Source organism: Phenylobacterium sp., assembly GCF_036723115.1.
GTDB lineage: Bacteria > Pseudomonadota > Alphaproteobacteria > Caulobacterales > Caulobacteraceae > Phenylobacterium.
In genome coordinates, this window is sequence record NZ_DAIMHV010000096.1 from 1 (window position 1) to 10,651 (window position 10,651).

Consider the following 10,651-nt stretch of genomic DNA (forward strand, 5'->3'; position numbering starts at 1 on the left):
CTCCCTCCCCCAGGGGCGACCCCGGGGCGGCGGGGGGCTCGGCCCACAGTCCGTGACCGGCCGCGGCCAGGCGCTTCCAGGGAAAAAGCTCGCCAGGATCGATCTTGCGTGAGGGCGCCACATCCGAATGGCCGATGATCCGGGCGTCGGGCACCATCCAGCGGGTGCGGATGTCGGCGATCAGCGCGATCAGCGCGACGATCTGGGCCTCGGGGAATGGGCGATACCCCCAGTCGTGGCCGGGATTGACGATTTCGATCCCGATGGACCGCCCGTTGATGTCGGTCTCGCCCTTCCAGAACGACACCCCGGCGTGCCAGGCCCGACGCTCCTCAGCCACCAGCGAGAAGATGCGGCCGTCCTCCTCCACCAGATAGTGCGAACTGACCTTGGCCTCGGGATCGCGCAGGCGCTCCAGCGCCCCCTGCCCCGTCTCCATGCCCGTATAGTGCAGCAGGATGATGTCGGGCGGGACGGTCCGCTCGTTGTGGTTGGGGGATGGGGCCGGGATGATGTCCATGGCCCTATTCGGCCCGATTGCGCAGGGCGAGCAAGAGGGGGGCGACCTGGTTGGGCCGCAGGGCGATGATCAGCACGCCGGCGAGCGCCACAGCCGTCCCGATCATCATGCGCGGCCCGAAGGGATCGTTCATCAGCGCCACCCCCAGGCCGATGGTGGCCAGAGGCGTCATCAGGGTCAGCGGCGAGATCAGGTTCGCCTCATAGCGCTGGATCAGGCCGTAATAGGCCGTGTGCGCGGCCACCGACACCACCACCGCCGAGAAGACCACCGCCACCACGAAGGTCCAGCCCGCCGCCACCGCGGCCTGGATCGCCCCCGGCTCCACGGCCAGGGAGAGCGCCGCCAGGGGCCAGACCGAGGCGAACCCCACCCAGGCCTGGAACTGCATGGGCCGCACCCCCTGCATCTGCTTCATCATCACCGCCCCCAGCGAGCCCAGGAAGGCTGCGGCCACCACGAACAGCAGGCCGGTGGAGACCACGAAGCCCCCCGGATCCCACATGACGGCCAGGGCGCCGGCCAGGGTCAGCGCGATGCCGATGCCCCGGCGCCAGCGCACCTGCTCGCCCAGCATGACCATGGAAAGCACCGTGGTGATCGGCACCCCCAGTTGGATGACGACGGCGGCGGCCGAGGCCGTGGCGGTCTGCAGGCCGATGAACAGCAGGGCGAAATTGCCGCCGCCCATGAGCAGGGCCACGACGATCAGCCGCCACCGCGGCCGGGGCGCCGGGAAGAGCCACGGCAGGGTGATGGCCGCCACCAGGGCGAAGCGCACGGCGGCGTAGAACAGCGGCGGCACGGCCAGGTCGGCCACCACGAATTTGGAGATGATGTTGTTGGTCGCCCAGATCAGACAGACGAGAACAAGCAGGGCGAAATCGCGCAGGGCCATGGCAGCGCCTTAAGCCTGCTTCCCCGGAGGCGGGCAAGGGGAATAAGAGCCGCCGCCGGACTTCGGTCCCGACGGCGGCCCTCTGGATGCGAGGGAGCGGCCTTAGGCGGCCGTGTCGAAGGACAGCCCCTCATAGCGGACCAGGTGGTGATCGGTGGAGCCGAACAGGCCCTCGATCATGGTGGCGCGCTTGAAATAGTGGCCGATGGCCATCTCGTCTGTGACGCCCATGCCCCCATGCAGCTGGATGGCGCTCTGGCCCACGAACTTGCAGGCCTTGCCGATCTGCACCTTGGCGGCCGAGACGGCCTTGGCCCGCTCCACCGCGCTCTCGCCCAGGCGGATATTGGCCATGTAGGTCATCGAGATCGACTGCTCGAGCTGGATGAACATGTCCACCATGCGGTGTTGCAGCACCTGGAAGACGGAGATGGGCTGGCCGAACTGCTTGCGGCCGCGGGTGTACTCCACCGTGCCTTCCTGGAGGCGGCGCAGCACGCCGCAGGCCTCGGCGCAGGTGGCGGCGATGGCCTCGTCCATCACCTGTTCCACCAGCGGCAGGCCCTGGCCCTCGGCGCCCAGCAGGGCCTCGGCCGGCAGGGCGACGTTTTCGAAGGTGACCTCAGAGGCCCGTTGCCCGTCCACGGTGGGATAGTCGCGGGTGGTGACGCCCTTGGCGGACTTGTCCACCAGGAAGACCGAGACCCCTTGGGCGTCGCGCTGTCCGCCGCCGGTGCGCGCCGTGACGATCAGGTGCGTCGCCCAGGGCGCGCCCACCACCACCGCCTTATGGCCGTTCAGCACGTAGCCCGAGCCGTCCTTGACCGCAGTGGTCTTCAGATCCTGCCAGGTGTAGCGGGCCTGCGGCTCGGCATAGGCGAAGGCGATGATCGCCTCGCCGGCGATGATCTTGCCGATCACATCGGCCGCCCCGGCATAGCCGGAGTGCTTCATGAAGCCGCCGCCGATGACCACCGTGCCCATATAGGGCTCGATCACCAGGGCTTTGCCGAATTCCTCCATGACGACCATGTTCTCGATCGCCCCGCCGCCCAGGCCGCCATGCTCCTCGGAGAAGGGGGCGCCCAGGATGCCGAGCTCTTCGGCGAAGGCCTTCCAGACCTGCGGCCGCCAGCCGGCCTCGCTCTTGATCGCCGCCCGGCGAGCGTCGAAGGCGTAGTTGTCAGCCAGATAGCTCGCGACCGTGTCGCGCAGCATCGACTGTTCGTCGGTGAAGTTGAAGTCCATTGGACAAATTCCTGAATTCAGGCCCCTTCAGCGCAGGTCGCGAGGGCCTTCCCAAGTCGATCAGATCCGAAAGGCCTCTCCCCGCCAGGGAGAGAGGCTTCTTCGGGGTTCACCTCAGAGGCCCAGCACCATCTTGGCGATGATGTTGCGCTGGATTTCGTTGGAGCCGCCATAGATCGAGGTCTTGCGGCCGTTGAAATACTCGCCGGCCAGACCATCGGCGTAGTCGGGGCCGATATTGGCGTTGTGGCCGAGGTCGCGCAGGAAGGGCGCGCCATAGTGGCCCACCGCCTCAAGGGCCAGTTCCTGCAGGCGCTGCTGGATCTCCGTGCCCTTGATCTTGAGGATCGAGGACTCCGGGCCAGGCCCCTTGCCGCTGGATTCGCCGGCCAGGGTGCGCAGTTCAGTGAACTCGAGCGCCGTCAGGTCGATCTCCAGTTCGGCCACCTTGCGCTTGAAGAACGGGTCGGCCAGCAGGGCGCCGCCGAAGTCGCTCATCTCGGTGGTGGCCATTTCGCGCAGCCGCTCCAGGCCGCGCTTGGAGCGCGCCACCCCGGCGATGCCGGAGCGCTCATGGGCCAGCAGGGCCTTGGCGCAGGTCCAGCCCTGGTTTTCGTGGAAGATGCGGTTCTCCACCGGCACCTTGACGTTGTCGAGGAAGACGTCGTTGACCTCGTGACCGCCCTCCAGGGTGATGATCGGGCGAACCTCGATGCCCGGCGACTTCATGTCGATCAGCAGGAAGGAGATGCCGGCCTGCGGCTTGGCGTCCTGATCGGTGCGGACCAGGAAGAAGCCCCAGTCGGCGTACTGGCCAAGGGTGGTCCAGGTCTTCTGGCCGTTGACGATGTAGTATTCCTTGCCGTCGTCGCCCTTCACCCGTTCCGCACGGGTCTTGAGCGAGGCCAGGTCAGAGCCCGCCCCCGGCTCGGAATAGCCCTGGCACCACCAGACTTCGCCATTGTAGATGCCGGGCAGGAAGCGCTTCTTCTGCTCTTCGGTGCCGAAGGTGTAGATCACAGGCGCCAGCATGCTCACGCCGAAGGGCAGGACGGCCAGGGTGTCGGCGCGGGCCTGTTCCTCAGACCAGATATACTTCTGGGTGGGCGTCCAGCCGGTCCCGCCATGCTCCACCGGCCAGGACGGGGCCACCCAGCCCTTCTTGGCCAGAACCTTGTGCCAGGCCAGATAGTCTTCCTTGGCCAGCGGCTCGCCGCTCTCCTGTTTGGCGCGCAGAGCCTTCGGATAGTTCTCGGCGATGAAGGCGCGGACTTCCTCGCGGAAGGCGACGTCTTCAGGGGAGAAATCAAGATTCATGGCGAACTCCCTTGGGGTCTCGCCGGCTGTGCGCCGGCCATGCTTCGGGCGTGACCATAGGCGCGGCGGGGCCTAAGGAAAAGATGACGCTAACGTCAACGTAACGAGCAACGCGGAAGGTCCAATCTCCGGCTTGCCACCGCCCCCATGGACGCGCAGAACACCGCCTTCATGCCGCGCATCCTCACCTACAATGTGCACCGCTGCGTCGGGACCGACCGCAGGTTGGACGTAGGTCGGGTGGCCGACGTGATCGCCGGGCTGGAGCCCGATATCGTCGCCCTGCAGGAACTGGACGTCGGGCGCATGCGCACCAATGGCGTCGATCAGGCTCATGAGATCGCCCGACGGCTGGAGATGGCCTTCCATTTCCACCCGGCCATGCGGGTCGAGGATGAGCTTTATGGCGACGCCATCCTCACCCGCCATCCCGAACGCAAGGTCAGGTCCGCCGCCCTGCCCGGCCATGAGCGGGTGGCGGCCCTGGAGCCCCGCGGCGCCCTCTGGGTCTCCATCGAGATCGAGGGCCGAGCCCTGCAGGTGTTCAACACGCATCTGGGGCTGGTCCCCCGCGAGCAGCAGAACCAGGCCGCCGCCTTGGCGGGGCCGCAATGGCTGGCCCATCCCGATCGGCAGGGGCCCACCATCCTGCTGGGGGATTTCAACGTCACCAAGGCCTCGCAGGTTTATCGCACCTTGAGCGGCGCCCTTCATCCCGCCCGGCGGCTGGCCGAGCGGCGATCGCCCTCCTCGACCTTTCCCTCAGTCATGCCGGTCCTGCGCATCGACCACATCTTCGTCAGCGACGAGATCAAGGTGGAGGATGTGTTCGCCCCCTACGACGCGCTTACGCGGGTGGCCTCAGACCACCTTCCCCTGGTCATGGACTTCAGCTTCCTCTGAGAGCTTGGCCCGCTTGTCGGCCAGGACCCGGCCCAGGCGACGGGCGGTTTCATAGAGACGCTCCCGCCGTCGGAAAACGCGCCAGGAATCGGCCACGTCGGCCGGATCGCCGATGTGGAACGCGGCGATCACCTGACCCGGCGCCGACATCTTCTGCGGCTCCAGGGGGCGCAGGCGGCCCTCGCGGTTGAGGGCGGCGATGGCGGCGCCCAGGCTTCCCCGCTCCTGCCGCGCCTTGCTGACCGCGTCGCCTGTATAGCCCATGAAATGGCCGATCAGCCGGTCGCGAAGGGCGGCGATGCTCAGCCGCGCCTCCGGACTTTCGCCACGCACGGCCAGCTCGCACTCGGTGTCGAAGCCGCCCGAGCGGTTGTTGAGGTTGGCCGACCCCACGCGCGCCAGGTGATCATCTATGACGGTCACCTTGGAATGAACGATGATCGTCTCGCCCGCCGGCGTGACAGGCCAATAGGCGTGGAAGCGCCCGAAGATGTCGGCCGCGCGCAGGCGCCACAGCATGTTGATCCGCGCCCGGTCCATGGTCAGTTGGTCGAACCAGCTGGGGCTGCGGCCGGTGGAGATCAGCACCACCTCGGGACCGGTGGGCTCGGCCAGGCGCGCGGCCAGGGCCTCGGTATAGATGGGCGAGGTGAAGTACTGGTTCTCCAGATAGATCACGTCCTTCGCCGCGGCGATGGAGGCCAGGGTGAGGTGGCGGATTTCGTCGACCATGGGGTGATGCCGCCAGGCCGGCTCCGTCCGGGCGATGCCGATCTCCACATCGGTGAGATGGGCGGGCACCCGCTGGGGCCAGGGATCTTCTCCCGAGGGCGCGGACTTGGGCACCACCTCGTCAGCTGAGACCCGCCAGCGCTGGCGAAAGAGATCGCCCAGGGCCTCGGCCGCGGCGCCGTCGACCATCATCATCACCTCGTGCCGGGGGGCGTGGCACTCCTGGTCGGGCATGATGCGCCGGCGGTCATCGTCCAGGTGGGCGGGCGTGTCCCAGCGGTCGACGCAGATGTCGCCCCCGCCGCAGATGGCCACCGCATCGTCCACCACCAGGACCTTCTGGTGATGGCAGGCGCCGAAGGGCACGGACTCGTCCAGGCGCAGTTGCACGGTGGTGCCCCGGAACCAGTGCTTGGCCCGGTGTGGAAAGAAGTTCTGGCTGGCGCTGATGGGCAGGGCCGACTTCCAGATCAGCAGGCGGATATCCAGGTCGGGCCGCTTGCGCGACAGCTCCACCAGCACCCGCCCCACCTCGTCGGGATCGTCAGGCCCGTCGAATCCGTCAGGGGCCAGCCGGGTGCGAGGGTCGAACCCCCAGCCCAGCAGATAGATGGACTTGCGCGCCTTGGGCAGCAGCTCGGCCAGAGCGTTGAAATAGGCCTCGTTGTCGATCAGGAAGGCGGCCCGTTGCGCCGCCGCCGTCCGCCAGCAGGTGGCGCCTGGGATCAGGGTGTTCATCTCGCCATCCTGCCGGGGCTGTTTGACGTTCCCAAGTCAGATCGACGCGATCACGCGCTCGGCGGGAAAGCTTCGCCTTGGGCGGGCCCTCAAAAGACGCCCCACGGCGCGCGACGGTTCCCTTTTTTCGGCCTTTCGAAACAAAAAATGGCGCGTCTTCCAGGGGAGAAGACGCGCCCAAGTCAGGCGACAGATGGCGGGGCGATCAGCTGCGGGGCTGAGCGCCGGAATGTTGAGCGTGGCCGGTGGCCGCGCCCACCAGGGTCTGGCACGGCCCGGAAAGCTCGGCGCCAAGGCGGGCGATCCGCTGGTCGTTGGTGGTGCGGGCCTCACGCGCGGCGCGGCGTTGTTCCTCGTCGCCCTTGGCCAGGACGATGGCCGTGCGCGTGCGGCCTTCGGCGTCGGCGAAGGCCTTCAGATCGGCCTGGCTCGCGGACGACAGGGCCTCGGAGGAGGCCAGCCCAAGACAGCGCTTGGCTTGCAGATATTCCGCGTCTGTAGCCTTGGCCTGGGCGGCGCCCGCAATGGTCAGACCCGCGAGCATGATTGCGGCGGCAGCGATTTTCATGACGTTCTCCCTCGTTCGATGACTTAAACTCGCGCTCTGCGGCTGCTCGTTCAAATGAAACCTTTGAAATGTTTTCTACGGCCCGGAGTTCACTGATAACGTCGGTTGATTACATAATTTTCATCTTCGAGTGAGCGCCAAAAGTCGGCCACATTCTTGGGTGGCGGGTTCCGTATAGGCCGCCTATCTTCCGACCATGACGGATCGTCCGCCCGCCCCGATCAAGACGCCCTGCATCAAGGTCTGCGCCATCGACGGCGCCAGCGGGCTGTGCCTTGGCTGTTTCCGCACCCTGAAAGAGGTCGCCGGCTGGGCGAGACTGTCCGACGCAGAGCGGGAGACGGTGATGGCCGCCCTGCCCGACCGGCGCAGCCTGATCGCCCCGGAGAAGCTCGGCCTGGTGTGATCGACCCACCCTGGGCGACAGCGTTCAGTGATTCACCGGATGCAAACCGGCCGCGACTAACCTTGCCTCACGACACGGCCGAAAAGGCCGGTCGGCCTTTGGTGAGGCGGGTGTCTGAAATGATCAGGTTTGCGGTTCTATCCCTTGTGGCGGCAGTCTCGGCCGTGGGCGCCGCCCAGGCCGTGGTGGCGCTGGACCCGGCGCGGGGGGCCACCGCCCTGGTGGCCCCGGTCTTCCGGGAGGCGGCGGCCGCCCCGGCCTCGGGGCAGCCGGCCATGGTGACCAAGGCCCGGGACGGTCACTACTGGGCCCAGGCCGATGTGAACGGCCGGCAGGTGCGCTTTCTGGTGGACACCGGCGCCAGCGCCGTCGCCCTGACCCTGGCCGACGCCCGACGCCTGGGGATTGATGTGGAGCAGCTCGACTACCGGCACGCGGTCCTCACCGCGTCTGGTCAGGCGCGGGCGGCCTCGGTTCAACTGGGCGCTGTCTCGGTGGCCGGCGCGCGGGTGGAGAATGTGGACGCCCTGGTCATTCCCGAGGGGCTGGATGCCTCGCTTCTGGGGATGAGCTATCTTGGCCGCCTCTCCCGCTTCGAGGCGACTCCGACCACCCTTGTCCTGCGTCCCTGACCCCCTCACGCCCGCATCCGGCGCGACCCTCTCCGTAACCTCGATGACCGAGGCTGATCTGGACGAGGTGCTGGCCCTGCAAGGCGCCGGCTATCCGGCGAGCCTGCACGACTCCGCCGCCGCCTTCCGCAGCCGCATGACGCTGGCCCCGGATCTGAACCTGACAGCCCGCCGGAACGGCGCGCTGGCCGGCTATCTCGTGAGCCATCCCTGGCGACGGGGCGCCCCGCCGCCGGTGGACGCGGTGCTGGGCGAGGCGCCCAAAGGCGCGGACGCCTGCTGGTATGTGCATGATCTGTCCGTCGCCGCCGATCAGCGGGGCACGGGGGTGACCGCCGCCCTTCTGGCGAGTGGCGCTGCGGCCGCCCGAACCCGCGGCCTCGGCCATTCCGAGCTGATCGCCGTGGCCGGCGCAGAGGGCTTCTGGGCCAAACAAGGTTGGCGGCGGGTGGAGCCTCTCGACCCCGACCTCACCGCCAAAGTGGCCGGCTATGGCGCCCTGGCCGTCTTCATGGCCAAGGCGCCGATCTGATCAGCCCGGCTCAGAACCGCTTGCGGAAGCCGATCTTGTAGGTCCGGCCATAGGGGTTGCCGATGAACGGATCGTAGCTCAGCTCCAGCCGGGCGGCCGAAGGATCGCGGTCGAACATGTTGAACACCGAGGCGGTCATGGTGGTGTTCCACGGCAGTTCGGCCTGATAGGTCAGATCCACCGAATAGAAGTCCTCCACCTTCTGGCCGAAGGTGATCGGCTGAAGGGCGCCCGTCTGGGTCTGGACGCTGATCGGCGCCCGGTTGTCCACCACCCCGTCGATGAAGGTGAGGTCGGCCCGAAGGTTATGCGGGCCGCGGCCATAATCGACATAGGCGTTGGCGCGCCATTCCGAGATGGTGCCCGGCAGACGGTCATAGTTGGCGAAACCCTTGGCTTCATAGCCGCGGTTCACCAGCACGCCGTTGAAGGTGAAGTCGGCGAACTCGTACTCCAGATAATAGCTGGCCGAGACGCCGGTCCGCAGGCGCCCGCCCCAGACATCGCTCGCGCTGTAGTCCATCTGGACGTCGATGCCCGAGACGGTGAACTCCGGCCCGTTCGTGACAGGCGAGAGGACGCGGGCGATGTCATTGCCCACGGTGACGCCCTGGGTGCAGGCGTTGTTGTTGTTGAAGGTGATCAGTCCGCGCAAGGGGCTGGCGCAGTTCACCAGCTGGGTACCGTTGCCGACGCCGGCCACCGAGGTGGCGATCACATTGGCCGGCACCTGGACGATCTGGTCTTCGATCTTGAAGTTCCAGTAGTCCACGATGGCCCGGAACCCGCCCTGCTCGAAGATGACCCCGATATTGTAGGTGGTCGCCTTCTCAGGGCCGATGGCCGGATTGCCGGGGAAGTCCACGGACTTGAAGTTGTTGCCCGCCGCGATGATCCCCGACAGACCCGTCACCTGATTGGTGGAGCGGTTCACCGGGGTCGGTCCCCGGAAGGTGGTGCCGATAGAACCGCGCAGGGCGAGCCAGTCGGTCACCTGCCACTTGAGCGCCAGCTTGGGATTGGTGGTCGATCCGGTCTGGCCGCCATAGTCCTCGTACCGGATGGCCAGCTGAGCGTTGATGTTGTCGGTCAGCGGCAGGCTGGCCTCGCCGAACACCGCATAGATGGAGTCGTCCAGCTGGGAGGGCGTGCTCTGGCCCAGGAAGATGTAGGGCCCGGTGGGGAAGGCGCAGGTGGTGACGCCAGGCACCGGACAGGGCGTGACGCGGGAGTCCTGGAACGGGCTGAACAGAGTGGTCTGAAGCTCGTTGCGGCGATACTGGGCGCCGACGGCCCAGCCGATCTCCCCGCCGGGCAGGCTGAAGCCCAGGGTCCCGTTCACCACGGCGTCCACCACCAGCAGGCTGGCGCGGTTTTCCGACATCTGGGTGTCAAACAGCCAGGCCACTAGGTCGGTGGGATTGGCGTTGGCGCTCACATAGCCCGGATTGGTCAGGCCGAGCGCCGGGTTGCCCGGATAGGCGTTGGAGAACGGGTTGAAGTAGCGGCACCCGTTGGCGCCGGGCGTCGTGCCGGTGCAGCCGGGACCGCCCAGGCCGTTGAGGGCCCGTTGCAGCCGGTCGATCAGGACGTCGGTATTGTTCTGGTTGCTGGTGGCCTGGGAATAGGTGACCGCGGTTTCCCAGCCGATGCCGTTGTCGAACTCCCCGGTCAGGGCGCCGGACACCCGGTAGATCTCGTAGGACCGGCTGCCGATCTGACCGCCGCCCGTGGCGTTGTTGCCGCCTGCGCCCAGGGGGCGGAACAGGGTCAGGGAGATGTTGTTGGTGGCCGCGATCTGGGCCGGCGACAGACCGGCCTGCTGCAGAGCCGTCAGGGCGCCGGGATTGGTGGTCGGCACAGTGAAGACCCCGACGCTGCCCGGCCCGTTGGGCCCGGACGTGGGCGGGAAGGACGGGGAGAAGCGGATGTTGGGGATGTCGGTCTTGGCGTAGTGGCTTTCGAAGTGGAAGCGCACATTGTCGGCCAGGTCGACGTTCACCTCGCCATAGAGCTGGTAGCGATCCTCGTCCTCGATCAGGTTGTCGAAGGGCACATAGGTGAAGTAGCAGGCCGGCGTCGTGCCGCTGAAGCCCGCGAAACCGCCCACCGCCACGCAGTTGGCGTCACGCTGCACGCCGGCCGTCGGCGTCGCTC

The 10,651-nt window shown here is 67.3% G+C and carries 11 protein-coding genes; 4 read left to right on the plus strand and 7 right to left on the minus strand.

The genetic code is table 11. From position 1 onward, the window contains the following. From V7D28_RS10575 to V7D28_RS10590, 4 genes are all read right to left on the minus strand, one after another. Nucleotides 1-520, minus strand: a 520-nt coding sequence (locus V7D28_RS10575; protein ID WP_333587351.1) for an N-acetylmuramoyl-L-alanine amidase, incomplete at its 3' end; no start/stop codon positions are given. 4 nt (nt 521-524) lie between these two features. After that, nucleotides 525-1,418 carry a DMT family transporter gene (locus V7D28_RS10580; RefSeq protein ID WP_333587352.1) on the minus strand — a complete coding sequence of 298 codons (894 nt, stop codon included), beginning with the start codon at nt 1,416-1,418 and terminating at the stop codon, nt 525-527. A 102-nt stretch (nt 1,419-1,520) separates the two neighbouring features. Next, entirely contained in the window at nt 1,521-2,666 is a 1,146-nt protein-coding gene (locus V7D28_RS10585; protein ID WP_333587353.1) for an acyl-CoA dehydrogenase family protein, read from the minus strand. Between the two features lie 114 nt (nt 2,667-2,780). After that, on the minus strand, nt 2,781-3,983 hold the full coding sequence (locus V7D28_RS10590; RefSeq protein WP_333587354.1) for an acyl-CoA dehydrogenase family protein: 1,203 nt from the start codon (nt 3,981-3,983) through the stop codon (nt 2,781-2,783). Nucleotides 3,984-4,130: 147 nt separating this feature from the next. Between V7D28_RS10590 and V7D28_RS10595 the strand changes: the two genes are divergently transcribed. Beyond that, entirely contained in the window at nt 4,131-4,886 is a 756-nt protein-coding gene (locus tag V7D28_RS10595) for an endonuclease/exonuclease/phosphatase family protein (RefSeq protein ID WP_333587355.1), read from the plus strand. On the opposite strand, the gene V7D28_RS10600 is transcribed toward V7D28_RS10595, so the two are convergent. Together V7D28_RS10600 and V7D28_RS10605 are read right to left on the minus strand one after the other, a co-directional pair. Then, on the minus strand, nt 4,845-6,356 hold the full coding sequence (locus tag V7D28_RS10600; RefSeq protein WP_333587356.1) for a phospholipase D-like domain-containing protein: 1,512 nt from the start codon (nt 6,354-6,356) through the stop codon (nt 4,845-4,847). The genes V7D28_RS10595 and V7D28_RS10600 overlap by 42 nt on opposite strands. Nucleotides 6,357-6,561: 205 nt before the next feature. After that, nucleotides 6,562-6,924, minus strand: coding sequence for a hypothetical protein (locus V7D28_RS10605; RefSeq protein ID WP_333587357.1), 363 nt, complete (start codon nt 6,922-6,924; stop codon nt 6,562-6,564). A gap of 196 nt (nt 6,925-7,120) precedes the next feature. On the opposite strand from V7D28_RS10605, the gene V7D28_RS10610 reads away from it, so the two are divergent. The 3 genes from V7D28_RS10610 to V7D28_RS10620 all read left to right on the plus strand — a co-directional run bounded on the left by V7D28_RS10610 (nt 7,121) and on the right by V7D28_RS10620 (nt 8,494). Continuing rightward, on the plus strand, nt 7,121-7,330 hold the full coding sequence (locus V7D28_RS10610; protein ID WP_333587358.1) for a DUF1289 domain-containing protein: 210 nt from the start codon (nt 7,121-7,123) through the stop codon (nt 7,328-7,330). Nucleotides 7,331-7,449: 119 nt separating this feature from the next. Next, nucleotides 7,450-7,962 (plus strand): TIGR02281 family clan AA aspartic protease, encoded by a 513-nt coding sequence (locus tag V7D28_RS10615; protein WP_333587359.1) that lies wholly within the window; start codon nt 7,450-7,452, stop codon nt 7,960-7,962. Nucleotides 7,963-8,005: 43 nt separating this feature from the next. Beyond that, nucleotides 8,006-8,494 carry a GNAT family N-acetyltransferase gene (locus tag V7D28_RS10620; RefSeq protein ID WP_333587360.1) on the plus strand — a complete coding sequence of 163 codons (489 nt, stop codon included), beginning with the start codon at nt 8,006-8,008 and terminating at the stop codon, nt 8,492-8,494. A gap of 10 nt (nt 8,495-8,504) precedes the next feature. Here the strand turns inward: V7D28_RS10620 and V7D28_RS10625 are convergent. Beyond that, a partial coding sequence (locus V7D28_RS10625) for a TonB-dependent receptor domain-containing protein (RefSeq protein ID WP_333587361.1) occupies nt 8,505-10,651 on the minus strand: 2,147 nt, incomplete at its 5' end.

Coding starts and splice junctions, on each gene's coding strand:
- V7D28_RS10620 (WP_333587360.1), top strand. CDS start 8,006: ATGACCGAGGCTGATCTGGACGAGGTGCTGGCCCTGCAAGGCGCCGGC.
- V7D28_RS10580 (WP_333587352.1), bottom strand. CDS start 1,418: ATGGCCCTGCGCGATTTCGCCCTGCTTGTTCTCGTCTGTCTGATCTGG.
- V7D28_RS10615 (WP_333587359.1), top strand. CDS start 7,450: ATGATCAGGTTTGCGGTTCTATCCCTTGTGGCGGCAGTCTCGGCCGTG.
- V7D28_RS10600 (WP_333587356.1), bottom strand. CDS start 6,356: ATGAACACCCTGATCCCAGGCGCCACCTGCTGGCGGACGGCGGCGGCG.
- V7D28_RS10605 (WP_333587357.1), bottom strand. CDS start 6,924: ATGAAAATCGCTGCCGCCGCAATCATGCTCGCGGGTCTGACCATTGCG.
- V7D28_RS10595 (WP_333587355.1), top strand. CDS start 4,131: ATGGACGCGCAGAACACCGCCTTCATGCCGCGCATCCTCACCTACAAT.
- V7D28_RS10610 (WP_333587358.1), top strand. CDS start 7,121: ATGACGGATCGTCCGCCCGCCCCGATCAAGACGCCCTGCATCAAGGTC.
- V7D28_RS10585 (WP_333587353.1), bottom strand. CDS start 2,666: ATGGACTTCAACTTCACCGACGAACAGTCGATGCTGCGCGACACGGTC.
- V7D28_RS10590 (WP_333587354.1), bottom strand. CDS start 3,983: ATGAATCTTGATTTCTCCCCTGAAGACGTCGCCTTCCGCGAGGAAGTC.